Below are 26630 nucleotides of genomic sequence, written 5' to 3'. Positions count from 1 at the left end.
AAATGTTTGTGATTTTACTGTAATTTTTATGTAAATATTGATAAGTTGATTGAGATATAAAGTCCTGAATTTAAATCAAACCAATGAATAAAAAGTTAAATAACGCGTTTGTTATTGGAGTTGAAAATGGGATTGCTAATCGAAATAAAAATGCCATTAGCATTTTTAATGCTAATGGCATTTTATATACAGTTAAAAAGTCTGTTTTAACTATTTTTTCTTCGCTTTTACATTCGGTAGATCGGTTACCGATCCTTCATAAATTTCGGACGCTAAACCGATCGATTCATGTAATGTCGGATGAGCATGAATAGTTAATGCAATATCTTCTGCATCACATCCCATTTCAACAGCTAAAGTGATTTCACCTAGCAACTCTCCACCATTCACACCGACAACTGCTCCACCAAGTAAGCGATTATCAGCTTTATTGAAGATCAATTTTGTCATACCCTCTGAACAATCAGAAGCAATCGCGCGTCCTGATGCTGACCATGGGAAGATTGCTACTTCGTAATCAATACCTTTAGATTTTGCTTCTTTTTCAGTTAAACCAACCCAAGCTACTTCAGGTTCAGTGTATGCAATTGAAGGAATAGTTTTTGGATCGAAGAAGTGTTTTTTACCAGCAATTACTTCAGCAGCAACATGCCCTTCATGCACACCTTTATGCGCAAGCATTGGTTGACCCACTACGTCACCTATCGCATAAATATGCGGTACATTAGTGCGCATTTGTTTGTCAACTTCGATAAAGCCACGATCGGTAACATTTACGCCAGCTTTTTCAGCGCCAATTAGTTTACCATTTGGGGTACGTCCAATTGCGACTAACACAGCATCATAGGTATGCGTTTCGGTCGTTCCGTCTTTTTTCTCCATGGTGACATAAATGGCATCATGTTTTGCTTCAACGGTAGTGACTTTAGTTTCCAGTCTTAGGGTAAACTTCTTCTGGATTTGTTTAGTGAAGACTTTAACCACATCCTTATCAGCCGCAGGAATCACTTGGTCAAACATTTCAACCACATCCACTTCTGAACCTAGGGCATGATAAACAGTACCCATTTCAAGTCCAATAATTCCCCCACCCATTAATAATAATTTTTTAGGAATGGTGGTTAATGCTAATGCATCGGTTGAATCCCAAATACGCGGATCTTCATGAGGAATGAATGGTAATGTAATTGGGCGAGAACCAGCAGCAATAATCGCATTATCAAAGGTAATTTTGGTAATGCCTTTTGACGATGTCACATCCATAGTATGACTGCCAGTAAATTGCGCTTCACCTTGAATTACGTTCACTTTACGCATTTTAGCCATACCCGCTAATCCATTAGTGAGCTGATTAATAACTTTCTCTTTCCAACCGCGTACTTTATCTAATTCAAGTTTTGGGGTACCAAAATGAATACCATGCTCAGTTAATGATTTGGCTTCATCCATTACTTTAGCAACATGCAGTAATGCTTTGGAAGGAATACAACCGACGTTCAGACACACCCCACCTAGCGTTGAGTAACGTTCAACTAAGGTGACATCTAAACCAAGATCGGCTGCGCGGAACGCAGCGGAATATCCCGCTGGCCCTGCACCTAAAACTACAAGTTGTGTTTTAACTTCTTGACTCATAATCTATTTTCCTCCACTACATCACTAAACGACGTAAGTCGGATAATACGTTAACAATATGGCTTAAGAAGCGTGCACCGTCAGCACCATCAATCACACGGTGATCAAATGATAATGACAATGGTAACATTAAGCGTGGTATAAACTCTTTACCATTCCAAACAGGTTTCATAGTAGAGCGTGATACCCCTAAAATTCCGACTTCAGGCGCATTTACAATTGGAGTAAATGAAGTGGTACCAATTCCACCTAGGCTAGAAATAGTAAAACAACCACCTTGCATGTCTGAACCTGTTAATTTACCGTCACGCGCTTTTTTAGAAATTTCAGCCAGTTCACGTGAAAGTTCAACAATACCTTTTTTATTCACATCTTTAAATACCGGCACTACTAAACCATTTGGCGTATCAACCGCTACCCCAATATTAATGTATTTTTTAATGATTAAGGTTTGTGCATCTTCAGATAATGAACTGTTAAAGCGTGGGTAAGCCGTTAACGCACTTGCTACCGCCTTCATAATAAATACAAGTGGTGTGATCTTAAGATCAAGTTTTTTCTTATCAGCTTCAGCATTTTGTTGCTTACGAAATGCTTCTAGATCAGTAATATCTGTTTCATCAAATTCAGTAACATGCGGAATCATGACCCAGTTGCGATGTAAATTAGCACCTGATACTTTTTGAATCTTAGTTAATGGTAATGATTCTACTTCACCAAATTTACTGAAATCAACTTTTGGCCATGGTAGTAAGCCAGGTAATGCACCACCTGCATTGCCACTTTCAACTTGTTTAACCGCATTTTTAACATAAGCTTGAATATCTTCACGTAAAATACGATGTTTAGGACCTGTTGGTGTCACTTTAGCAAGATTAACGCCAAATTCGCGAGCTAAACGACGAACCGATGGTGTTGCATGTGCATAAGCATCATTTTCAACAAAATCATTGCCCGTGGTTGCTGGAGCTGATGCCTTAGCCGGCTCAGCTACTGTTGCAGGCGCCGGAGCTACTTGAGCTGGTGTTGATACTGGCGCTGAACTTTCAGCTTTCGCTGGTGCAGTCGATGCTGCCGTTTCAAATTCCATTATTTTAGAACCAGTTTTAACTTTATCGCCAACTTTAACAACAATGTTTTTAACAACACCAGCAACGGTTGCAGGCACTTCCATTGATGCTTTATCGCCTTCAACAGTAATGATGTTATCGTCGATTGCTACGCTATCACCAACTTTAACCGAAATTTCAGTGACTTCAACTTCATCACCACCAATATCAGGTACATTGACATCAACAATTTGACTTGCGGCTGGAGCAGCAGGTGCAGCTGGCGCTGATTTTGGCTCTTCTTTGGTAGCTGGTGCACTTGCACCATCTTCATCAAATTCCATAATTGCAACGCCAGTTTTTACTTTGTCACCAACTTTCACAATGATAGATTTTACAACGCCTGCTTGTGGTGCAGGAATTTCCATTGACGCTTTATCACCTTCAACAGTCATAATATTATCGTCAACAGCAACTTTATCACCGACTTTGACCAAAATTTCGGTTACTTCAACTTCATCACCACCAATGTCGGGTAATTTTATTTCTATACTCATTCTTTTTACCTCTTATGCAATACGTGGGTTGAGTTTATCTGGGTTGATTTCAAATTTTTTGATGGCTTCTTCAACCACACTAGCTTGAATATCACCACGTTTAGCAAGTTCACCCAATGCAGCAACAACAACATAAGATGCATCTACCTCAAAATGATGGCGCAAGTTTTCTCGACTATCACTGCGACCAAAGCCATCAGTACCTAATACTCGGTAGCTTTCGGCAGGAACAAAACCGCGGATTTGTTCAGCAAACAGTTTCATATAGTCAGTTGACACAACCGCTGGATTATTATTCATCACCTGTGCAACATAAGGCACTTTTGGTGTTTCACTTGGATGTAACATATTGTAACGTTCACAATCTTGTCCATCACGAGCAAGCTCGGTAAAAGATGTTACACTGTAAACTTCTGAGTTAACCCCATAATCTTTCGCTAGGATAGCAGCAGCATCACGAACATGGCGTAATATAGAGCCTGAACCTAATAACTGAACAGTTGGTTTACCTGCTTGACCTGCAACGGTATCAAGTTTATAAATACCTCGACGGATCCCCTCTTCTGCACCTTCTGGCATCGCTGGTTGCGCATAATTTTCGTTAAGAGTTGTGATGTAGTAGTAAACATTTTCTTGTTCGCCATACATACGACGTAAGCCATCTTGCATTATAACAGCGACTTCATAAGCATATGCAGGATCATAAGAGATACAATTCGGGATAGTTAAAGCTTGAATATGGCTATGACCATCTTGGTGTTGTAAGCCTTCCCCATTTAGGGTTGTGCGTCCAGATGTACCACCGATCATAAATCCGCGAGCTTGTTGATCGCCAGCTGCCCACATTAAATCACCAATGCGTTGGAAACCAAACATTGAGTAATAAATATAGAATGGAATCATTGGGAAATCATTAGTACTATATGAAGTTGCAGCAGCAATCCAAGAAGCTGTCGCACCACATTCATTGATTCCTTCTTGTAAAATCTGACCTTTTTCATCTTCACGATAGTAAGCGACTTGTTCTCTATCTTGTGGGGTATATTGTTGTCCATGTGGATTATAGATACCAATTTGACGGAATAAGCCTTCCATACCAAAAGTACGTGCTTCATCAGCGAGAATTGGCACTAAACGTGGTGCTAACTCTTTGTCCTTAAGCATGATGTTAAGAGCACGAACAAACGCAATTGTTGTTGAAATTTCTTTAGTTTGTGCTTCAAGTAATGGCGCAAACTCACTTAATGGTGGAATAGAAACTGTTCCAGAGAACTTAGTTAATCTTGACGGAACATAGCCATGCAGCGCATTACGACGTTCATGGATATATTTGTATTCAGGTGTATGTTCTTCAAATTTAATATAAGGTAATTTTTCAAGTGCATCGTCAGTCACAGGAATATTAAAGAAATCACGAACATGACGAACACCATCCATATTCATTTTTTTAACTTGGTGAGCAATATTTTTCGCTTCAGCCGCTTCACCCATACCATAACCTTTAATAGTATGAGCTAAAATTACAGTTGGTCGATCTTTAGTCTGTTTTGCTCGCATAAATGCAGCAAACATTTTAGATGGATCTTGACCACCTCGATTTAATCTAAAGATCTCTTCATCAGACATATCTTTAACTAAGGCTGCGGTTTCAGGGTATTTACCAAAGAAGTGTTCACGAACATAAGCACCATCTTTAGATTTTAATGTTTGGTAATCACCATCAAGTGTTTCGTTCATTAGACGGATTAATTTACCTGATTTATCTTTTTGTAATAATTTATCCCAACGATCACCCCAAAGCACTTTAATAACATTCCAACCCGCACCAGCAAATACACCTTCGAGTTCATTGATAATTTTACCATTACCAGTAACAGGGCCATCTAAGCGTTGTAAATTACAGTTGATAACAAAAACTAAATTGTCTAGTTTTTCACGGGTTGCAACTGTGATTGCCCCTTTTGATTCTGGCTCATCCATTTCACCATCACCTAAAAATGCATAGACAGTTTGTTCTGAGGTATCTTTAAGCCCACGATGGTTTAGGTATTTTAAGAATCGAGCTTGGAAAATCGCACTAACCGGACCTAATCCCATAGAAACAGTTGGGAATTGCCAGAATTCAGGCATTAATTTTGGATGAGGATAAGATGATAGACCTTTACCATGAACTTCTTGACGGAAATTATCTAATTGTTCTTCAGTCAAACGACCTTCAATAAATGCACGTGAATAAATTCCCGGTGAGATATGACCTTGGAAATAAATTAAGTCACCACCATCTTTCTCATTTCTGGCACGGAAAAAGTGGTTAAAACAAACTTCATAAAATGTAGCAGCAGACTGAAATGATGCCATATGACCGCCAAGCTCTAAATCCTTTTTAGATGCTCTAAGTACCATCATAATAGCATTCCAACGAACAATTGAACGAATGCGTCTTTCAATTTCCCAATCCCCCGGATATGCTGGCTCCTCTTCTACAGGGATGGTATTGATATAATTACTGGTTGAAGAACCAAAAAGTAAAGGAACACCACCATCTTTGGCTTTATTGACTATTTGTTCAATAATATATTGTGCACGTTCGATGCCTTCTTCACGAATAATTGAATCAAGACTTTTTAGCCAATCTTGTGTTTCAATAGGATCGATATCATTCACTTGCATGTCCGACATATAAAAACCTCTTTTTTGTTAAAAAAAATGCAGCTTTTGCTATCCTTAGCTATAACTTAAGCCATAACTAACTTATAACCTTCTACTCTGCATTACGGAGCTTATTTAGTATAAGTCTGCCATTTTCAAAGAAAAAGTAAAGCAAACCATAGTTTAGAAAAGAATGTTAATTCCTATCAAATTAATCAACCATTTCAATTATTAATTTAAATAAACCCATAATCAATTGATATAAATCAAATTTAATAAAAATTAATTTATCTGAATTAATGGGATTGGTTATACCGTGATTAGCTATGTATTGTCAAGTTATAGTAAAATCTGATATATAGATGTAAGATTTTGATAAAAATGGCAGATAAACGCTACAGTGAAGATGAAAGCAGAAGATATTATTATTCAGGATTTAGATATACAGCCCTACCTGCAAACTTATCAAGCCATGCATGAATTTACGCTTAATCGCAATGAACAAACATTGGATGAAATTTGGTTAGTTGAGCACTACCCTGTTTTTACACAAGGAAAAGTTGGTAAGCCAGAACATTTGTTATGCAAAACAGATATTCCGATTGTACAAACTGATCGCGGCGGACAAATTACCTATCACGCACCTGGTCAGCAGATTATGTATATATTATTTGATTTGAAACGACGTAAGATCGGCATTCGTGATATTGTCAGTTATTTGGAAAAGAGTGTCATCGATACTTTGCAACACTATGGTATTATAGCTTACGCTAAAGCCGATGCGCCGGGCGTGTATATCAATAACAAGAAAATCTGTTCACTCGGGTTACATATTAAAAGAGGTTGCACATTACATGGGCTTGCATTAAATATTGATATGGACCTTGGACCGTTTAAAAATATCAATCCTTGTGGTTATGCCGGATTACAAATGACACAATTAAAAGAATATGTCTCGCCAATTGATCGTAAAAAAATAAAACAATTGTTAACCAATAATTTCATCAAGCAGTTAACAAACTAATAAGATATAAATTATGCAAAATAATGAAACAATAATCAGAAGCTCAAAATATCGTGATGCTGATAAAACACGATTAATCCCAACTATTACAATACAAGACGCTGCGCCACTAAAAAAACCGGAATGGATGAAAATCAAATTACCAGTTCATTCTGATAACATTTCGCATATTAAAAATACCATGCGCAAACACGGTTTACATTCAGTTTGTGAAGAGGCTTCTTGTCCTAACTTAGCTGAGTGCTTTAATCATGGAACGGCGACTTTTATGATTTTAGGCGATATTTGTACTCGTCGTTGCCCATTTTGCGACGTTGCACACGGACGACCTTTACCGCCAGATCGTGAAGAACCCATAAAATTAGCTAAAACTATACAAGAAATGAGACTGCGTTATGTAGTAATTACCTCGGTAGATCGTGATGATCTTAAAGATGGCGGCGCGAGCCATTTTGCTTCGTGTACCAAAGAAATTAGAGCATTAAGCCCTAATATTAAAGTTGAAACTTTGACCCCAGATTTTCGTGGTTGCATTGATGAAGCGGTTAAGGTGTTAAGTGAAAATCCACCAGATGTGTTTAATCATAATTTAGAAAATATTCCACGCCTTTATAAAAAAATTCGTCCTGGTGCCAGTTATCAAGGTTCACTAAAATTATTAGCCGCTTTTAAAGAAAGACATCCTGAAATACCCACAAAATCTGGTTTAATGGTAGGACTTGGTGAAACTAATGAAGAACTGATTCAAGTATTAAAAGACCTTCGTACCCATGGCGTAACTATGCTAACGTTAGGTCAATATCTACAACCAAGCAAATATCATCTACCGGTTGAGCGTTATGTGCCACCGGAAGAATTTGATGAGTTAAAACAAATCGCATTAAATATGGGATTTACCCATGCGGCGTGTGGTCCATTCGTTCGTTCATCTTATCATGCCGATTTACAAGCAATGGGGAAAGAGGTGAAGTAATCTTCACCCTTTTTTTACTCTTAATCATCAAAAACCATAAACCGGCGATTCTCGGTTACAATTTGTAAGAATATTGGTAAGCTTATCTTCTGATCTTTTTCTAATTTATCGTTTAAATCATAAATTTTTGAGCGCCCAAATTCATCAAGAACAACGGTTTTATCACTATAAAGCGCAGCTATTTCGCTTTCATTGCCAGCAATGATCCATTGTCTAGATTTTTGATCAAATAAGTTTTTACCTTGACTATATTGTTGAGGTGGTGTGGTAACATTGAATGCTTCTTGCATTAATGTACTTAAAATATCAGTTTGCGTAGTTACATCACTTATTTGTTTGGCCTCTTTATTTGGCCAAGAAATGATTAATGGTACTTTTAGTGATTCCCGACTAAAACTCTTTGTATTATCACGTAATGCAATTTTCAAATTTTCATTAATCTTAATGTCATTCGATCCGGTGATAACAATAATCGTATTATCAAATGAATTTGATAATTTTAAGTAACTAATTATCGATTCTAAATACTGATCTAATTTTTTTGCCTCAGTTTTTAATTCAGTTATCGGTACGTTTTTATTTTTAGAACCCAGTGAATATTGAATGACAGAAAATAAAGGTGCATGGTTGTCCAATTCGTTTTGTTTGTCATGCCATGCCATCCAGTTATCAGTGACTTGTCGATTAGTCTGTTTTTTAGGTTCAGGTAAGGTAAAATTAGAGAGTAATGCATAACGATAAAGAGGTTCGGCAAAACCATCGGCCGAAAATAAACCTAAATTATAATGTTGTTTTATTACTGCATCAATTAAAGCCGAAGTTTTGTGACTGGCTAAAATACTGTTGTAATAATTGGGATCTAACCCATAAAACAGTGAAAAATCATTTAAATATGACTGATTGCTTGCACCATAATGATTAGTAAAAAAGAGGCTGTTATGCGCAAATTTATTTAACGCAGGCATAGTGTCATCAAGCAAATCATAATTCCATCCATCTATAGCAATCATTACCACATTTTTCATCTGTTGTTCGGTATCAAATGTGATACGCCCAAGTGGATACTCAATTGCAAGTGCGAATGGATTACCTTCTTGAATAACCCGATTACGATAATCATTTTGCTCAATAAAACCATAACGCTCAAGAAAATGCCTCGCGGTAAGCGGATAAGACAGCGGCAAGCTTGAACGCTGCATGGTTATTGGTCGATAAAAATTAGCATCAGCCCAAATATGAATAAGATGGGAAGAAATAAAGCAAAGAATAAATATAAGGACAACTGGCTTTGCAAATCGTTTACGTTTAGTAAGGCTACGTAACTTTTTCCAGCTCCAGATTGCAAATAAAATCTCAATAAAGAGGATAAACGGAATAAGAATAAATGCAGTACTTAAAAAAGAAGCCTTTTGCGTAGTTAGCAATTGCCAAATCGATAAATTAAGATGCATTCGAAAATGCGAAAAAACGTCAATATCAATTAAAAGTAAGGTAATACCTAAGGTAGCTGTAATTGTTGCAATGATGCGTTGCCACCTTGATGAATAAATAAAAAAGCTTAATGGAAAAAGTAAAATCAAGTAAGCAATAAAAGTCAAAAAACTAAAATGCCCAATCGCACTAATAATAGCATAAAATCTTCCCATAAATGTGCGAGGCCAATCCGCAATCATCAAGTATTGACTACCAAGAATAATTACGACAAAAATATTAAATAATGTAAACCAGTGTCCCCAGCTCACAATTTGTGAAACTTGTTCATCTTTAAAATGATTATTTTTAAGTTTGAGCATATTTAATTGTTGGCAATGATGATAACAATGATTAGTAACTATTAATTTACGGGATAGTTTACCTGATTTTGAAAAATCTTTCTGTAAATTTTTTATTTGTTAGCATAAAGATCTCGGTAATTTGTTGGCGTTACAATCGATACTTGCTATAATTTATAGATTTATTTGGCTAACAAAAAAGATACTCATTTTGGCAATCAAACAACTCGAAGCACAACAGCTTCAACCAGATTTAAAACAAATCGAAATCATCGTTAATAATAAAAAGATACCTACTGATTTAGCCACTAAAGAGGTAAATAATTTATTAACATGGCAACCACGAATTGCCGATGCCTTTTCACTATTGTGCCCAAAGCAAAAGCAAGCTTATACCCCTCGGTTTATGCTCCTAAAAGGAACAGAAAGCGAACTGTTTTTTCGTCTATTTAAACAAGCAATTAAACCTAGTATTTCAACCTCTATTTTAGGCTTTAGTTACTATATCAATGATAACAAAATCACGCTAACAAAAGCCAAAAGTAAACAAGATAACTTTGCTGTTCAAGATACGTGTTTAACAGCCCTATCTTTCGATAGTGAAATGCTATTAGGCTGCGTTCGACAACCGGAAAATGATCCTATCAAATTACAAGCAGGTTTAGTTCATCAAGCCAATGGTGGTTTTTTGATTTTAGGACTCCGCTCGTTACTTGCCCAACCATCTATGTGGTTTAAATTAAAACAGATGGTGATAAAACAAGAGTTTGAATGGTTTTCTGCCGATGAATTACACCCATTGCCTATTGCTATTCCAAAAATGCCTCTTGATTTACGCATTATTTTAGTCGGTGATAGATTAAGCTTAACCGAATTACAAGATCTCGATCCCGAGTTTTACTCCACTTCAATATATAGTGAGTTTGAAAACGAATTAGCCGTTAACGCCTCTTTACAGATAGAACAGTGGTTTAGTTACTTAGAATTTATAGCTGAGAATCAAAACTTACCACATATTGATAAATCAGCATTCACTAAGTTATATAAAGAAGCAACACGTTATACCGGTGATCAATTTTATCTTCCTATGGCAGTTGATTGGGTTTACACCCTATTAGTTAATGCAGCCCATTATATGGAAAATAGTGTCATTGATGAGTCAGCTATAATCAAGTCAATCAAGCAAAAACTTTGGCGCGAAAGTTATTTAACTGAGCGGTTTTATGATGAAATATTTACCAACCAGATAATGATTAATACCAAAGATCAGGTTGTTGGGCAAATAAATGGGTTATCTGTCATTGAATATCCGGGTTATCCAAGAGCCATAGGAGAACCCTCTCGTTTAAGCTGCATTATTCATTTTGGTGATGGTGAATTGATTGATATTGAACGTAAAACTGACCTTGCAGGCAACATTCATTCTAAAGGAATGATGATAATGCAAGCATTTATGATGTCAGAATTTGCGATAAATCATCAATTACCTTTTTCAACATCTTTAGTGTTTGAACAATCTTATAGTGAAATCGATGGTGATAGTGCTTCATTGGCTGGATTTTGTGCACTCATTAGTGCATTATCCAATCAACCTATCGATCAACAATTAGCTGTTACCGGTTCGGTTGATCAGTTTGGTCATGTACAGTCAATTGGTGGGGTAAATGAAAAAATAGAAGGTTTTTTTGCCGTTTGTCAGCATCAAGGCTTAACTGGCCAACAAGGAGTCATTATTCCCGCCAGTAACCAACGCCATTTGAGTTTAAGCGATGAAGTGATTAATGCAGTGATAGAAAATAAATTTTCAATTTGGGCAGTTGAGCATATTGCCGATGCCTTGTATTTACTAACGGGTATTCCCTATAAAGATGAGCATGGTATTAGCTTATACAAATTGATTCAGGCACGCATGCAGTCACTGTTAGTGCAAGATAAAAAACACGACAGTTGGTTGAGTAGATGGCAAAAATATTGCAAAAAATAATAATAACCAATACACTTTAAAGCAAAATCTCATTAATTAATGAGTTAAACTGATACTGTTTAAACACTATCTATTTTTATAACATGGATATGAATAATACCGTTATTTTGACCATGAAGTAATAACAACAAATAAAAGGTTTTTTTATGACATTTGAACGTAAGTCTTCGTATGATAAAGCAGATTTGATTAAATCAGGCAATAGTGAATTATTTGGTCATGATGGTCCTCCTTTACCTTCTGATCTAATGTTAATGATGGATCGTGTGATTGAAATGAATGAAGATGGCGGTAACTATAGTAAAGGTTATGTTGAAGCAGAATTCGATATCAATCCTGATTTATGGTTCTTTAAATGTCACTTTAAAAACGATCCTGTGATGCCTGGTTGTTTAGGCTTAGATGCATTATGGCAATTAGTCGGCTTTTATCTTGGTTGGATTGGTGGTAAAGGTAAAGGACGCGCACTGGGTGTTGGCGAATTAAAATTAAAAGGTCAGATCCTGCCAAAAAATAAAAAAGTGACTTATAAAATTCATTTTAAACGCGTCATTAACCGTAAATTAATTATGGGAATTGGAGATGGCGAAGTTTATGTTGATGGTAAATTAATTTATGAAGCAACTGATTTAAAAGTTGGATTATTTAAAGATACCAGCGAATTTTAATTCATAATAAAGGTTACTTAGCCTTATAACGCACTAGTTGTAAGGCTAAAATAACGATTTATTAGACAACAGTGGTTGATTGAGTATCATTAATAACAACATGTTTTTGCTATTTGTCATTGCAGCTCAACCTAGTTATCTATTGTGCCTATGATCAAATGACATTCCTTATAACAATATAAACTAGTTCATCATTTGTTGGTCATCGCCATAATAAGTTTATTTTTTAAGTTTTTAAATATGATTTTGTTAAAACGTTTTTTTATTATTATTGTTTTTTCTTTTTTATTCAGTTCTTTTGTTTATGCTGATTTTGCAGGCAAAGTAGTCAAAGTGATTGATGGCGATACAATTGATGTATTAACCAACACTAAACAAAAAATTAGAGTTAGATTGTTAGATATCGATGCGCCCGAAAAAAAACAAGCTTATGGCAATGTGTCGAGAAAATATTTAGCGTCACTTGTTGCGGGTAAAGCTGTTTTTATAAAAGAGAGTAAAAAAGATATCTATCAACGAACGTTAGGTACTGTATTTTCCAATAAGATAAATATCAATGCTAAGATGGTTGAAAGTGGCTATGCTTGGGCTTACCGTTATAAAGGGATAGCAAATAATCAAGAAATGGTAAGATTAGAAACGCAAGCCAAACAAAACAAAAAAGGGCTTTGGAAAGATAAAAATCCTATAGCCCCTTGGGATTTTCGACATCGTAATAAACGATAAATCAACTTTAGCGCATTATTTTTTAGAAGATAATGCTGCTTCTGCTTGTTTTAATGCCTCTAATCCTTTCTTACAAGCATTTTCTTGATCAGCTTGAGACATTGCAATAACTTGCTTTTTACCCAATTCTAGATTTTGTTTCAACATATCCGTTTGTTGTTTAGTCGCTGCATTATCTGGAATGGCTTTGATTAAATTATCCACTTTATCAAAATAAGTTTTACAAGACGCTGATAGGTCTGCCATGGCAAAAGAAGATATTCCCAGTAATGAGATTGTAAGTAGTAATTTTTTCATTTTTTCCTCATATTATTTTACTATTGATATGTTATAAGATTTTTTTTAAAAGTGTATATGTAGAATTATTTTGCTTGTAATCTTACCAGCAAATAGTTGCTGATAAGATAGGATATGATGGGAGGTATTTAAATTAGAATAACGTCAGCAGCAGCTGGACCACGAGGACTATCTTGGATAGAAAATTCTACTTGTTGACCTTCAGCTAGCGTTTTAAAGCCATCACCAGAAATCGCTGAAAAGTGTACAAATACATCTTTGCTGCCATCTGCAGGCGAAATAAAACCAAAACCTTTACTTTCATTAAACCATTTAACTTGACCAGTTTTCTTAGACATAACAATCTTCCTATAAATAAATTAATCTTAGCCGATGACGGCCATCTTTAAAACATAAAACCTAGACTACTTATTAACACTAAGAAGAGGAGACTGAAGAAAACTAATACGAATCCCTGATATAAAGTAAACTACAAACTGCGAATATCTAAATGTTACAAAATAAATCTGCATGTTATATGCTGGTAACTATTAACGCATAAATTCCGATTGAATGCAAGAAATGTTTTACTTTTAACATTTCATTACTCTAACAGGAAGGAATACAAAATGAATTTCTATTAGAGTAATATGTCACACTTAACAATTTATTTTTCGGACAGATCTTTCGATTTTTTGATTGTTGCTTCTACGGCATCGATTACTGCCGCTCGAAATCCTTTTTCTTCAAGAACTTGTACGCCTTCGATAGTTGTTCCAGCAGGCGAGCAAACCATATCTTTTAATTCACCTGGGTGTTTACCGGTTTTAAGTAACAGTTTTGCCGATCCTAACACCGTCTGTGCTGCAAATTTATAAGCTTGTTTTCTCGACAAACCACCTTTAACAGCGCCATCAGCAATCGCTTCAATAAACATAAATACAAATGCAGGTGAAGATCCACTAGCGCCAACAACCGCATCAATTAAATATTCAGGCACAACTTCGGTTTCACCAATACAATTCAATAACGACTGCACGATTGCTAACTCATCGTCTGTCACTTCAGTGTTAGGGGTAATTGAGCACATTGCCGCATTTACTAGTGCCGGCGTATTTGGCATCACTCGAATAATTTTTTGCTCATAACCAACGCTTTTAGCAATAGTTTTAATAGTTACACCGGCTGCAATTGAGATAACAATTGTATTCTTTTTTAACTCTTTTTGAATATCGTTCAATACATCTACAATGACATTAGGTTTAACCGCAATAATAACAATATCTGATTCACGCGCAACTTCACGCTCAGAATTAAGATTATTAACAGCATATTCTTGATTAAGGAGTTGCCCTTTTTCTGGATGATGGTCATAAACATAAAGCTGAGATCCAGGAACAATATTACTTAATAAAATCCCTTGTAAAATGGCATTCCCCATATTTCCTAAACCGATAAATCCAATTTTTTGTTCCATTTATTAATCACCTTTTAGTATCTATACTAGCTCACAAGTATAGAACATTTTTTGTATAAAAACCTTTTTAGTAATATAACATATATAAAAAATAGGCATAAACTTCGATGGTTAATTAAATACTTTATAGCTGAAGAATTCAATCAACTATTTAAACAAAATACTAAATATTTTTGTTTAAATAGTTATGAATACGTTTTAAAGGATGGAATAAACTAGGGTGCAACACAAGCAACTCTATAGTCCTGATCTAAATGATCTCTATCACCAACACCACCAGTATTAGCCTCTACAACATAATTATATCCCCAATGTGACTGATCATCTGAAGTCCAATAAATTGCTCTCGAATCTCCCCAAGCAGGGTCACCAACACGAAAATATTCCCAATCACTATCTTTATAGTAAATTTGAGTCACACGGCCCCATTCACTAAAAAGTCCTCCCATCCAATAACCATCTGTTTTATAACTAATTTTTCTAAGATAAAATGATTCAGATATACCATTTAGCCAATTGACGTTACTATTTCTTGAATTTGTAAAATCGTGCACTTTTCCTATACGATATCCACCACCATTAAAATTATTACAAAACGTTACTGCATTCTGATAACCTCCTGCTCCACCTTTTTTAGCCACATACCAACGCTCTAACCTAAAGCTATAAAATGGATCATTGTTCATATCGCGAAAATAAAAAGTTGAAGGCCAAAAAGAACTAGGTGCACTCTCTTTAGGACCTGTTAAGTTGATTTTTACTAATCCAGTAGGTAACGTATTTTCAGCACTTAACGTTAATGTTACCCCTCCTGCCGAAATTGTACGACCATTAGCATTTACAATATCTTGTGCTTTCATCCCTGCAATGCTCAAATAAAAAAACAAATTATTAGAGCCTGTTGTTGGAAAGTTTGCCCCAGGATTTGCAGGATTGTAAGTATAAAATCCTCTATACTTATTCCAATCACCATTCGAATCGTTAAAAGATGAAATAGCCCCATCATAAGGCATATTATTTGAATAAAAATCAAACTCTAAATCAGGAATAGAGTAACAAAATTGTGGTTTATCTATTTTAGGATAAAGGTAGAAAGTATGCCTGTCTCCTATAAATCTATCACTTTCAGAGGGAATACCATATTTTGTCTTAATGCTTACATCTTCAACTTCTAAAGTCAACTGATAAGGTGCATCACACCCATCTAATGCTTTATCAAAGTTGTCCTTGACATAATTAGTAATATCTTGACCATATAAATTTTTCCATTTAATTTTTAATTTACTAGAATTGGCACGATTGAACATATCTCCATCATCATCCTTCCAATAATCGTTATCATCAATAACTTTATCTGTCAATGTCTCAGGATAATCCCCATAAGGTACTAACGTATTGATATCTGCAAAAGTGGCAGAAAGTTTATCTAACACGATTGGTGTTTCCATGCTAGAGCTATCATTTAATGCATTAACAATTTTGTTTCCTGGTAATGTTATTGATAATAAGGGAATAACTGAGTTCGCATGGGTTGCTCCGCCATCGAATGTTAAATAAGGAGCAGTGCCTTGAATTGCATTGGCAGCAATAGCCGATAATGCCTGTGGTGCTAATGAGTACGACAACAACGACGACGCCAATACTAATTGTTTCTTTGAAAAAAACTTCGTAGATAATTTCGAGAATATAAACGAAAATAGATATAAAAATAGTCGAATGGAGTTAGTTGATGAATTTAATACATTGGTTTGCCAGTCTGGTGTCTGGTGTCTGGTGTCTAAAATGATACAGCATTGTGTTCCGCCCGTCAAGTAATATATTGTTTTATTTTGTTTTTTATGATTGTTTGCTTATTTTATAAGCCTATTTCTATAGGTGAAAAATTATAGCTGTTTAAAAAATAGTTAGATAGTTTTTTAATGGATTTTTTGTAAAGATTAGTTAAGAATAAAGATACCTATAGGAAAACACCGAGTTATTTATATTTTAGAGTAAAAATCATCCTCTAAAAACTCATAAGGTGGTTTACTCAAAATCATTTTATGGAATTTAACCGTATTATAATAGCTAATATGTAGGCGCTACTTGCATGCCATATTGTTGTCCAGTTTGCATTAAAGAATAAATGTGTTTAACTTTGCCTTCTTTGATTAAATTACTGACAGCAGGGTTGTTAATCAGTACTTCAAATAAAGCTTTACGTCCATTTTCGGTGGTGACTAGTTTCTGACTTATTATTGCCTTTAAACTATGTGATAATTGAGTACGAATAAAATCTCGTGAACTGTCTTCAAATACATCAATAATACGATTAATAGTCTCAATAGCAGAATTTGTATGCAACGTAGCAAAAACTAAATGTCCTGTTTCAGCTACTGTTAATGCGGTTTGGATAGCTTTTTTGTTACGTAATTCCCCAAGCAATATTATGTCAGGATCTTGCCTTAAAAGGCTATCAACAGTCTGATCCAAATTTGTTAACTCTCTTTGTTGGATTAATGATTTTTGATTATGATAAATAAATTCAATCGGATCTTCTAAGGTTAATATGTGCTTTGATTGATTAAAATTAATGTGATTAATTAAAGATGCTAGTGTGGTTGACTTACCACTCCCTGTTGAACCGGTAATTAAAATAATGCCACTTTCATAATTGATAAGTTGTTTAAAAATTTCAGGCGCCTTTATCTCGGCAAGGGTCGGAATGTGTTGTTTAATTATACGAAAAACGGCTGAGATTCCCCGATATTGATAAAAAATATTCACTCTAAATCTGCCTAAGTCCTTTACCTGATAAGCGAAGTCAATTTGTTTATTTTGATATAATTGTTGTTTTTGATCGCCAGTTAATAATGATAATAGTTCAGTCTCTAAACTTATTGGTAATAACCTGTGTTCTGATAAAAATTGTAATTGCCCATTGATTCGAATACAGGCAGCTTCACCACTTGAAAGGTGCAAATCAGAGGCATTTTGCGTTACACTAAGAGCCAAAAATGAATTTAACATTCAATTATTCCAACTAACTTTGATTCGGGATTCACATGAATACAGTACATGACAATATACTCACCATTAAAAACAAAATTAAAAATATTGCGTTAGAATGCGAAAGAGATCCCAATAGCATTGAACTAATTGCCGTCAGTAAAACAAAACCTGTGACATTAATCGAACAAGCTATTAGCGCAGGTCAGTTTGCCTTTGGCGAAAACTATGTTCAAGAAGGCGTCGAAAAAATTCAATTTTTTAAACAAAATATGCCCAATGCCCCTTTAATTTGGCATTTTATTGGCCCATTACAATCAAACAAAACAAAATTAGTGGCAGAAAATTTTGATTGGATGCACACAATTGATCGTTTTAAAATCGCTCAGCGATTAAATGAGCAAAGGCCAGCCAATATGAAAAAACTTAATGTATTAATTCAAGTAAATATAAGTCAAGAAGCGAGCAAGTCTGGTATTGCACCCAATCAAGTCGCTGACTTAGTTAAGCAAGTTATAGCATTACCCAATTTGAATTTACGTGGTTTGATGGCTATCCCTGAAATCGAGAATGATTTTAACAAGCAATTAGATGTATTTAAGCAGATGCAACAACTTTTAAAATCACTACAAATAGATTATCCATTTCTTGATACATTATCTATGGGCATGTCTGCTGATATGCAAGCAGCAATCGTTGCAGGCAGTACTATGGTTAGAATTGGCTCGGCGATCTTTGGCGCAAGGCAGTATTTATGATATATTGCAAACTTATAAAATTTTTAGGAGTGTTAAATGATATCACTGATCTTCTTGGGAAGAGCTGTTTTAACTGTTTGTCTGTATGTGATCATTTTACGTCTATGGATGCAGAGTGTAAGAGTTAATTTTCATAATCCATTTACTCAATTTATAGTTCGCATTTCTCAACCCATTATTGGACCATTACGTAAAGTAATTCCGTCAATAGGAAGAGTTGATAGTGCAACCTGGTTAATTTTCTATCTGGTCGCGCTAGTTAAAATTATTTTTATTTTACATTTTGCCATGATTAATGCGCCAGTTTGGAGCCCTGAGTATTTAGCATATGCCGTTGCTGCTATGATACACGCCTTTGGTCATTTATTATTTTGGTTACTGTTATTTAGAGCTATCCTAAGTTGGGTTAGCCGTGGACAATCGGTCGCTGATGAACTACTGGCAGAGTTGACTGAACCCTTTATCGCACCCATTCGACGCATTGTTCCCCCTATTGGCATGATTGATATTTCATTTATGATTTTTATTTTTATTCTAATGTTCTTGAATTTATTTGCCATCGATATGGTCGGGAGTATTTGGCTAATATTATAAAAGCTTTTAAAAAAGGGAGTATACTCCCTTTTATAGAATATGATCTTCCCAACAAATTACATCTTTTTCATACACAATACGTTTTCTAACTGATATTTTCAGCTTATGCATAAGCTTTTTATCACCGGTAATGAGTGGATGCCATTCGGGTAGCTGCCCTGTTTGTAAAAAGTAACGATAAGAACAAGTTAACGGTAACCATTCAATCGTAAGAAGATTTTCACGCGTTAACTTAATACAATCAGGCTCATATTTGAAACGATTGTGATAATGCTTACAACGACACGTATTAGAATCAAGCAAGTTACAAGCAACATTGGTGTACAAGATTTCTTCGGTGTCCTCATCCATCAACTTATTAAGACAGCACTGACCACAGCCGTCACACAACTGTTCCCATTGTGCATCAGTTAATTGATCTAACGTTTTAGATTCCCAAAATCGCTCTGTCATACTTTAAAATCATCTTCTTTTAACATTTGTAAGAAAAAACCATCTGCTTTTATTTTTTCTTCTATTTCATCCGAAGTACCAACAACAAAACGGCGTTTACCGTCTAATAATACTTTCATCACCAATACAGGTGAACCAAAAATTGACATTACTTTTTCAGGAATAGTAGAAAAATCATTCTCCTTTTCCAGATATAAATAACAATTTTCTTTTTTTGGACTTCGATAAATATAACACCACATCATAACTGATGAACCTACTCCTTCATTTTATTAAGACTATTTTGTAAATAAACACCTGCACCTAATAGACCGGGATCTTCATGAGTAATGACATAAACAGGGATTTTTTTAACCAAGTACGACATTCGTCCTTTGTTTTCAAAAGCATGCCGAAAAGGTGAAGATTTAAAAAACTCGATAAAACGTGGTACGATGCCACCAGCAATGTAAACGCCACCTTGTGTGTTCAGTGTTAATGCTAAATTGCCACCAAATCGTCCCATAAAAGTACAAAAATAGGTTAGCGTTTCTAAACAAAGTGGACAACTATTGGACAACGCTTTTTTGACAATTACATCTGGCGTAATCTCTTCTATAGGTTGATTATTAATGTTTAATAATGCTTGGTATATATTTACAATACCATTTCCAGATAAAAAACGCTCAGACGATACGCGTCCAAACTTTTTGCGTAACTCAGCTAAAAGACGATCTTCTTTCTCATTGGTCATTGGTAATTCAGTATGCCCACCTTCTCCAGACAAGCTGATCCAATGTTGATTAACTTTTATTAAATGCGACACACCAAGACCAGTTCCAGCACCATAAATCGCAATTGGGTAATTTAAATCGGCGTCATCCCCGCCGATTTTTACTAAATCTTTATCGGTTAATTGTGGAATAGAAGTCGATACAGCCGTAAAATCATTAATTACTTCAAGTTGTTTTAAGTTTAATGCTTTAATCAACGCTGAACGTGAAAACGACAAATTATTATTGGTCATATTCACCATATCTGTATCATCAATAGGGCAAGCAATTGCAATACAGGCCATATCGACACTGATTGATTGATTAGCAAGATAGTTTTTAATCAAAACTAATAGATCATCATCTTTTGAAATCAGAATTTTTGTGATAGCAGATAATTTGTTAGTGGTTAAATCGTACAACGCAAAACGGGCATTGGTTCCACCAATATCAGTGACTAAAGCATATTGACTCATGTTATTCCCTTCTATTACAAATTGTGTTTAAATCCTATTGCTGCGTACAAAATCATCGGTATTTAAAACATTTTTGAGCTACTCGTTACAAGGCAAGTCAAATAAGTTAAAAATCTCACCGCTAACAATGATTTTTGGCGTGAAACATAACGTTATTTTAAGATGCGCTGCTTCTTACCGATGCAATTTTATTGTACGCCTAAAAAAGTAAGCAAGAACTGTTTGAATTTCGCTTTATTCGGCGTTATTCAAATGTAGCCATTGTACAAATGACCGTTCTTGTTTAACACTGGTCATACTATTTATCAAGTAGTACTAATAAACTAATTGTGATCCTTTACTCTATTTGATTTCAAATTAATTGATAATCTTTACTCATAAACTTAGTCAAAGCATACCAACAGTTTGAACAGTAATGATAGATAATAAGCATCAAAATGAACACTTTCTACTATCAGTATATGCATAACTAGTTCTCCTTGATTAACATCAAGGCGATAATTCGAGAATAAATCAATATAGTTAATAATTACCAACTATATCCAATATGCTTTATCTATAACCATTTTTTTAATTTAAAATAGATATAAGGTGCAACGCCAGCAAGTAACATTAATATTAATGAGAATGGATAACCATATTCCCATTTTAATTCAGGCATGTTTTCAAAGTTCATTCCGTAAGCCGAAGCAACTACCGTTGGCGGTAAAAATACAACAGATACAACTGAGAAAATCTTGATAATCCGGCTTTGTTCTATATTAATAAAGCTAGTTGCAGCTTGCATTAAAAAGTTTACTTTTTGGAACAAGGATTCATTATGTGGAACAAGCGACTCAATATCACGAATAACTTCACGTGCTTGTTCTAACTGATCAACTGGCATTTTTGCTCGTCGAACTAAGTAGTTCACCGCTCTTTGGCTATCCATTAAGCAAAGTCTTACCTTCCATGCGGTATCTTCTAACTCAGCTAAAGAGGTAATCGCTTCATCATAATGTTCTTGTGAAGAGCGATCCATAATAATTAGACTCAACTCCTCTAATTCACTATAGATATTTTCAATCTGATCGGCTAACTGCTCAACTTTAACTTCAAATAGATCGAGTAATACTTCCCAAGGGTTACCGTCTATCATGCTCTGATATCGTGACCGCATTCGATATAAACGAAACGCAGGAAGATCACGTTCTCTTAAGGTAAAAAGACGTCCATTATGGACTGTAAATGCAACAGTAGAATTACCTGCTCGATCTTCTGCATCTTCATAAAAAAAGAACGAGTGCACATGTAATCCTTCGTTATCTTCAAAAAAACGGGCTGACGCCTCAATATCATCTAACTCTATACTCGTTGCTAAGTTTTGTCCTAAATGGGTTAAAACAAAATCACGATCGGCTTCTTCTGGCTCAATTAAATCAACCCAAGTCGCATTATTTATATCGCCTTCATTAATTTTCACTAACTGTTTGTTTTTTAGTCCAAACGCATTAATCATAAGGCCTCCAGTAAAAATATGTTTAGAACACTACACAACAAATGTGTGGCATTATACCTGTTATAATAAGAAATTCCTATGGTGAGACAAATCTTTCTCAATGTTTAAAAATGGATAATAGCTCGCATAATTGAATTAAATACGGTGATGTTACTTCTGTCTCATGCTACAATATCTAAATTAAATCTTTATGCAATTTTTAGGAGTTTATAATGGCAAATCGAGGAATAAACAAAGTCATTTTAGTTGGTAATTTAGGACAAGATCCTGAAGTCCGTTACATGCCAAATGGTAATGCTGTCGCTAATTTTAGTGTTGCAACATCAGAATCATGGAAGGATAAACAAACCGGTGAAAACCGTGATCGCACTGAATGGCATCGAGTTGTCGTGTTTGGTAAATTAGCTGAAATTGCTGGCGAATACATTAGAAAAGGAACGCAAGTTTATCTTGAAGGACAATTGCAAACTCGAAAATGGCAAGATCAATCGGGAACAGATCGGTATACCACTGAGGTAGTTATCAATACTATGGGGGGTACCTTACAAATTTTGGGATCGCGTGGCGCGAGTAACGAAGGCTTTGATGATGGCTCACAAAATTGGGGACAAAGCGCAAATAATTTTTCGTCAGCGCCAGCGTCGACCCGACAAGCAGCTCAAAGTGCGCCAGCACCACAACCTAAAGCCCCTGAACCACCAATGGATTTTGATGACGATATTCCTTTCTAATCAACCAAATGATTTTTTGGGCGTTTTATTACGCCCATGTATCATATCTTATCAATTTCAATTATACTTATCTTAATGTTTTTTATTAAGTCTTGAAATTGATATGCTGGAACTTATACAAACTATTGGCTTTGGTCTAATTCTTTTCATACCATTAACTAATCCATTAACGACTGTTGTATTACTATTAGGTTTATCCGGTGATATGACCAATGAAGAGCGTAACTATCAGTCTAAAATGACTTGTATTTACGTGTTTATTATCATGGTTGTCTCGTTTTATGGTGGGCAATTAGTGATGAATACTTTTGGTATATCAATTCCTGGATTACGTATTGCGGGTGGAATGATAGTCGGTATTATCGGTTTTAGAATGCTATTCCCCCAGCAACCATCTCATAAAACGTTAGAAGCCGATGCAAAAAAACGAGAAACGTCAAATAATATCGCGTTTGTCCCATTAGCAATGCCCAGTACTGCTGGTCCGGGTACGATTGCGATGATTATTAGTATGGCTTCAACGGTTAAAGGTGGTGGTTACAACGTATCGACTTGGGTTGTTTATACCACTTCAATAATGGTGCCATTATTATTGTGTATTATTTTATGGTTTTGTATGCGTAGTGCTGGCAGTATCATGCGATTTATGGGGAAAAGTGGTATTGAAGCAACTTCTAGAATTATGGGATTTTTATTAGTTTGTGTCGGTACCCAATTTATCATTAACGGCGTAAAAGAGCTGGTATTAAATTTCCCCAACATTTAACTGATTAAATAATATACAGATAGTTAACCCAAGCACTGACGAATAATGAGACATAGGGCACGTTGATGCCCTACTGTTCTGACATCAATTAAAGTTTAGGTATATTTTTGATCATTTCAACCCGCATTAAATAATCATATAGAGGGACGATTTTTTTAAATCCTTTTATCAATTTATTTGGCAGATCACTATCTAATACATCAGCTATATGATTATTGGTTACCATAACAGCTAAGCTTTTACGGTTATACCATGTTGCTATCTTTTCATCTTGATCTTTAACCAGCGGTCGTTTATAACTTTCACCAACCAATTCAAAAGGTTTTTTGACGCAACGAATCATCTCTAAAAACTTAGCAGTATCATTAGCAATCTCTTCTCGAAAAATATCCATAGTTTGTTTTGATGCACAATAATAACCTAAACCATATTGATAACTATCCGGACTAATTTCAAAAAAATAAGCTGGCGCTTCTTTCCAGTCCTTGTTTGGTCGTTTAAATGTTAGCCACAATCGACTTCGATATAATGTCTTATCTTTGGAAAATCGAGTATCACGATGAATGCGTGATATGGTTTTACCTATCGCTGGCTTGGTTTCAAACCACTCATCGATTTTTAACATTTCTGGGGTTAATTGTTCAACCAATAACTTAAATGGTTTAACTAAATCGTTATCATAAATAGAACGATGTTCATCAAACCAGGTTTTACTATTATTAATCCAAGCATCTTGTAAAAAATTTAGCCCCGCTTGAGAAAAGCCGTTAAATATGGCCATTATTGCTCCTTAAATAACTCTCTGACTTTTTCTAAATCTTGTTGCGTATCAACACCAATGGCGGGTGACTCTTTAGCGACTGCAACATGAATTTTTTCACCATACCAAAGAACTCTAAGCTGTTCAAGCATTTCAATTTGCTCAAGTGAAGAAGGTGCCCAGTTGATATACTGACGAATAAAACCTGCTCGATAAGCATAAATACCAATGTGGCGAAGGTAAAAATCACCAATACTGGATTGATTGAATAAATTGCTAGCTTTCGCGAAGCGATCTCGCTCCCAAGGAATAGTCGCTCGAGAAAAATAGAGCGCATAACCATCTTTATCCATCACAACTTTAACAGCGCCAGTATTAAACGCTTCTTCAACCGACTCAATAGGTACAGCTAAAGTAGCCATACCTGTTTTATATTTGACTAAATTTTCAGCGACTTGATCAATAATAATAGGGGGAATCAGTGGCTCATCACCTTGAACATTAACAATCACTTCATCATCGGCAAATTGAAAGGTATTAATGACTTCGGCCAGACGCTCAGTCCCCGAGTTATGTTTATCACTGGTTAGAATCACTTCTCCACCATGCTTTTTTACCACCTCGAAAACTTGCTGATGATCGGTTGCAACAATGACTCGATTTGCCGATGACTTTTTTGCTTGTTCCATCACTCGTACGATCATCGGTTTACCGTGTATATCTGCTAAAGGTTTTGCAGGTAAACGGCTTGATGCATATCTTGCAGGAATAATAACAGAAAAATTCATAACTAATCCTTGTAATGTTCTATTCTTGATTAAATTTTACTTGAGTCAGTGCCATCGCCTCGGTTTCAAGTAATACGGGAATACCATCCTTTACAGGAAAAACTAATTTATCAGTTTGACAAATCAGCTGATTATGTTCTTTATCATATTGCAATTTGCCGTGACATTTAGGGCATGCAATAGCATTAAGAAGAAGCGCTTTCATATTTTATTCTCTATGTGATGTTATATCCGCTAATAATGAACAGATATGGTTAATTGCTGGCATAGGTATAATGGCATCTACAGGTAGATACCACCAATTTGGTAATGCAAATTGCTGACATTTTACTGCATCTTTTTCTGTCATTAAAATGATTTGTTGATCAGTTGCAATATCTGCTAACAATGGCAAAGTAAATTGTTGATGATCAGCAAAGGATACCGTTTTAATTAAATCCGCATTCATCATTGTTAACATATCAAAAAAACGTTTAGGATTGCTAATTCCAGCAATAGCACAGATATTTTGTAACGAAGATAATGGCTTTTTTTCCTGAGTAAGCAAATTAATGGCACAGTTGGGAGCCAATTGCATAGTATAAGTTTTATTGGGATATTTCTCGGGTAACAGACTATCGCTATCACCATTAATGATGATCACATCGACTGATCTTAAACGGTTTTGTCGCTCTCGCATTGGACCAGCAGGAATCCACCACCCATTGCCAAATTGACGTTTACCATCGACTACAACAACTTCTATGTTACGAGCTAGCGCATAATGTTGTAAGCCATCATCAGTCAAAATAACATCTAACTGATAGTGTTTTAATAAAGCTTTGACCGCATCAACTCGTTTCGGTGCTACCGCAACAGGCGCCTGAGTGCGTTGATAAATCAGAACCGGTTCATCACCCGCTTGGGCTGTTGTTGTATTGTTATCTAAAATTAAGGGATAAGAATCAGCGTTACCGCCATATCCCCGTGAAACGACACCAACATGGAACCCTTTAGCTTGTAAAGCTTGAATCAAACCAATCGTGAAAGGGGTTTTACCATTACCGCCGACGGATAAATTGCCAACAACAACAATCGGAACAGGTGAATGCCATGATTTTAAAAGACCGAATCGATATAACTGGCGACGAATAAAAACAATCAAACCATACAACAAAGAAAAAGGAATAAGTAACCAATATAATCTATTTTTACCATACCATAATTTTTCAATCATCATTTATTATCACTTGATTATGTTTTGTTACCATTACTGCTATATTTGACGTAATATAAA

At 35.4% G+C, this 26630-nt stretch carries 26 protein-coding genes; 9 read left to right on the top strand and 17 right to left on the bottom strand.

From position 1 onward, the window contains the following. Nucleotides 1–210: 210 nt before the first annotated feature. From lpdA to aceE, 3 genes are read right to left on the bottom strand one after another with little or no spacing between them, the layout of a single operon-like run. The gene (gene lpdA / locus J3U63_RS09720) at nucleotides 211–1635 is read right to left on the bottom strand and encodes a dihydrolipoyl dehydrogenase (RefSeq protein ID WP_267371395.1); all 1425 of its coding nucleotides are present in this window, start codon (nucleotides 1633–1635) and stop codon (nucleotides 211–213) included. Nucleotides 1636–1651: 16 nt separating this feature from the next. Beyond that, nucleotides 1652–3241 carry a pyruvate dehydrogenase complex dihydrolipoyllysine-residue acetyltransferase gene (gene aceF / locus J3U63_RS09715; RefSeq protein WP_416379527.1) on the bottom strand — a complete coding sequence of 530 codons (1590 nt, stop codon included), beginning with the start codon at nucleotides 3239–3241 and terminating at the stop codon, nucleotides 1652–1654. Nucleotides 3242–3253: 12 nt separating this feature from the next. Continuing rightward, complete coding sequence (gene aceE / locus J3U63_RS09710; RefSeq protein WP_267332509.1) at nucleotides 3254–5920, bottom strand: pyruvate dehydrogenase (acetyl-transferring), homodimeric type; 2667 nt, start codon at nucleotides 5918–5920, stop codon at nucleotides 3254–3256. Nucleotides 5921–6296: 376 nt separating this feature from the next. Between aceE and lipB the strand changes: the two genes are divergently transcribed. Further along, nucleotides 6297–6914, top strand: coding sequence for a lipoyl(octanoyl) transferase LipB (gene lipB / locus J3U63_RS09705; protein WP_267332508.1), 618 nt, complete (start codon nucleotides 6297–6299; stop codon nucleotides 6912–6914). A 13-nt stretch (nucleotides 6915–6927) separates the two neighbouring features. Beyond that, nucleotides 6928–7887 carry a lipoyl synthase gene (gene lipA / locus J3U63_RS09700; protein WP_267332507.1) on the top strand — a complete coding sequence of 320 codons (960 nt, stop codon included), beginning with the start codon at nucleotides 6928–6930 and terminating at the stop codon, nucleotides 7885–7887. 20 nt (nucleotides 7888–7907) lie between these two features. Here lipA and J3U63_RS09695 read toward each other — a convergent pair whose 3' ends face one another. Further along, nucleotides 7908–9680 (bottom strand): DUF3413 domain-containing protein, encoded by a 1773-nt coding sequence (locus J3U63_RS09695; protein ID WP_267332506.1) that lies wholly within the window; start codon nucleotides 9678–9680, stop codon nucleotides 7908–7910. Between the two features lie 385 nt (nucleotides 9681–10065). Between J3U63_RS09695 and J3U63_RS09690 the strand changes: the two genes are divergently transcribed. The 3 genes from J3U63_RS09690 to J3U63_RS09680 all read left to right on the top strand — a co-directional run bounded on the left by J3U63_RS09690 (nucleotide 10066) and on the right by J3U63_RS09680 (nucleotide 13037). Next, complete coding sequence (locus tag J3U63_RS09690) at nucleotides 10066–11643, top strand: AAA family ATPase (protein WP_416379535.1); 1578 nt, start codon at nucleotides 10066–10068, stop codon at nucleotides 11641–11643. 146 nt (nucleotides 11644–11789) lie between these two features. Further along, nucleotides 11790–12311, top strand: coding sequence for a bifunctional 3-hydroxydecanoyl-ACP dehydratase/trans-2-decenoyl-ACP isomerase (fabA, locus tag J3U63_RS09685; protein ID WP_065634819.1), 522 nt, complete (start codon nucleotides 11790–11792; stop codon nucleotides 12309–12311). A 240-nt stretch (nucleotides 12312–12551) separates the two neighbouring features. After that, complete coding sequence (locus tag J3U63_RS09680) at nucleotides 12552–13037, top strand: thermonuclease family protein (RefSeq protein ID WP_267332504.1); 486 nt, start codon at nucleotides 12552–12554, stop codon at nucleotides 13035–13037. Between the two features lie 15 nt (nucleotides 13038–13052). Here the strand turns inward: J3U63_RS09680 and J3U63_RS09675 are convergent, their stop codons facing one another. From J3U63_RS09675 to J3U63_RS09655, 5 genes are all read right to left on the bottom strand, one after another. Beyond that, nucleotides 13053–13334 carry a DUF5339 domain-containing protein gene (locus J3U63_RS09675; protein WP_267344861.1) on the bottom strand — a complete coding sequence of 94 codons (282 nt, stop codon included), beginning with the start codon at nucleotides 13332–13334 and terminating at the stop codon, nucleotides 13053–13055. A 128-nt stretch (nucleotides 13335–13462) separates the two neighbouring features. After that, complete coding sequence (locus J3U63_RS09670) at nucleotides 13463–13672, bottom strand: cold shock domain-containing protein (protein WP_267332502.1); 210 nt, start codon at nucleotides 13670–13672, stop codon at nucleotides 13463–13465. Between the two features lie 308 nt (nucleotides 13673–13980). After that, on the bottom strand, nucleotides 13981–14790 hold the full coding sequence (gene proC / locus J3U63_RS09665; protein ID WP_267332501.1) for a pyrroline-5-carboxylate reductase: 810 nt from the start codon (nucleotides 14788–14790) through the stop codon (nucleotides 13981–13983). 215 nt (nucleotides 14791–15005) lie between these two features. Beyond that, the gene (locus J3U63_RS09660) at nucleotides 15006–16415 is read right to left on the bottom strand and encodes a hypothetical protein (RefSeq protein ID WP_267332500.1); all 1410 of its coding nucleotides are present in this window, start codon (nucleotides 16413–16415) and stop codon (nucleotides 15006–15008) included. A gap of 442 nt (nucleotides 16416–16857) precedes the next feature. After that, nucleotides 16858–17799: a type IV pilus twitching motility protein PilT gene (locus J3U63_RS09655; RefSeq protein WP_267332499.1), complete on the bottom strand. Its 942-nt coding sequence runs from the start codon at nucleotides 17797–17799 to the stop codon at nucleotides 16858–16860. A gap of 35 nt (nucleotides 17800–17834) precedes the next feature. Between J3U63_RS09655 and J3U63_RS09650 the strand changes: the two genes are divergently transcribed. Beyond that, nucleotides 17835–18536: a YggS family pyridoxal phosphate-dependent enzyme gene (locus J3U63_RS09650; RefSeq protein WP_267332498.1), complete on the top strand. Its 702-nt coding sequence runs from the start codon at nucleotides 17835–17837 to the stop codon at nucleotides 18534–18536. Nucleotides 18537–18572: 36 nt separating this feature from the next. Continuing rightward, entirely contained in the window at nucleotides 18573–19130 is a 558-nt protein-coding gene (locus J3U63_RS09645; RefSeq protein WP_267332497.1) for a YggT family protein, read from the top strand. Between the two features lie 30 nt (nucleotides 19131–19160). Here the strand turns inward: J3U63_RS09645 and J3U63_RS09640 are convergent, their stop codons facing one another. The 4 genes from J3U63_RS09640 to corA all read right to left on the bottom strand — a co-directional run bounded on the left by J3U63_RS09640 (nucleotide 19161) and on the right by corA (nucleotide 22309). Beyond that, nucleotides 19161–19583 carry a YcgN family cysteine cluster protein gene (locus J3U63_RS09640; RefSeq protein ID WP_267332496.1) on the bottom strand — a complete coding sequence of 141 codons (423 nt, stop codon included), beginning with the start codon at nucleotides 19581–19583 and terminating at the stop codon, nucleotides 19161–19163. Beyond that, entirely contained in the window at nucleotides 19580–19828 is a 249-nt protein-coding gene (locus J3U63_RS09635) for a YcgL domain-containing protein (protein ID WP_081297552.1), read from the bottom strand. The genes J3U63_RS09640 and J3U63_RS09635 overlap by 4 nt, the downstream gene beginning before the upstream one ends. 11 nt (nucleotides 19829–19839) lie before the next feature. Then, a complete protein-coding gene (locus J3U63_RS09630; protein WP_267332495.1) occupies nucleotides 19840–20811 on the bottom strand; it encodes a glucokinase in 972 nt (323 codons plus the stop codon). 556 nt (nucleotides 20812–21367) lie between these two features. Next, complete coding sequence (gene corA / locus J3U63_RS09625) at nucleotides 21368–22309, bottom strand: magnesium/cobalt transporter CorA (protein WP_065634831.1); 942 nt, start codon at nucleotides 22307–22309, stop codon at nucleotides 21368–21370. A gap of 212 nt (nucleotides 22310–22521) precedes the next feature. Here corA and J3U63_RS09620 point away from each other — a divergent pair, with 212 nt between their 5' ends. Both J3U63_RS09620 and J3U63_RS09615 read left to right on the top strand, forming a co-directional pair. Continuing rightward, nucleotides 22522–23040 carry a single-stranded DNA-binding protein gene (locus J3U63_RS09620; protein WP_267332494.1) on the top strand — a complete coding sequence of 173 codons (519 nt, stop codon included), beginning with the start codon at nucleotides 22522–22524 and terminating at the stop codon, nucleotides 23038–23040. Nucleotides 23041–23143: 103 nt separating this feature from the next. Further along, nucleotides 23144–23806: a MarC family NAAT transporter gene (locus tag J3U63_RS09615; RefSeq protein ID WP_267332493.1), complete on the top strand. Its 663-nt coding sequence runs from the start codon at nucleotides 23144–23146 to the stop codon at nucleotides 23804–23806. A gap of 88 nt (nucleotides 23807–23894) precedes the next feature. Here the strand turns inward: J3U63_RS09615 and J3U63_RS09610 are convergent, their stop codons facing one another. The 4 genes from J3U63_RS09610 to lpxK are packed head-to-tail and all read right to left on the bottom strand — an operon-like array spanning nucleotide 23895 to nucleotide 26570. Then, nucleotides 23895–24587: a DUF2461 domain-containing protein gene (locus J3U63_RS09610; protein ID WP_267332492.1), complete on the bottom strand. Its 693-nt coding sequence runs from the start codon at nucleotides 24585–24587 to the stop codon at nucleotides 23895–23897. Continuing rightward, complete coding sequence (gene kdsB / locus J3U63_RS09605) at nucleotides 24587–25354, bottom strand: 3-deoxy-manno-octulosonate cytidylyltransferase (RefSeq protein WP_065634835.1); 768 nt, start codon at nucleotides 25352–25354, stop codon at nucleotides 24587–24589. Before kdsB ends, J3U63_RS09610 begins: the two co-directional genes overlap by 1 nt. Nucleotides 25355–25373: 19 nt before the next feature. Further along, complete coding sequence (locus J3U63_RS09600) at nucleotides 25374–25559, bottom strand: Trm112 family protein (RefSeq protein ID WP_267332491.1); 186 nt, start codon at nucleotides 25557–25559, stop codon at nucleotides 25374–25376. 3 nt (nucleotides 25560–25562) lie between these two features. Then, nucleotides 25563–26570 carry a tetraacyldisaccharide 4'-kinase gene (gene lpxK, locus J3U63_RS09595; protein ID WP_416379534.1) on the bottom strand — a complete coding sequence of 336 codons (1008 nt, stop codon included), beginning with the start codon at nucleotides 26568–26570 and terminating at the stop codon, nucleotides 25563–25565. Between the last annotated feature and the right edge of the window lie 60 nt (nucleotides 26571–26630).

It is taken from the genome of Gilliamella sp. B2838 (assembly GCF_026536185.1).
Taxonomy (GTDB): Bacteria; Pseudomonadota; Gammaproteobacteria; order Enterobacterales; family Orbaceae; genus Gilliamella.
The sequence above is the reverse complement of the archived record's forward strand: the minus strand, read 5'-3'. Positions and strand labels throughout refer to the sequence as shown.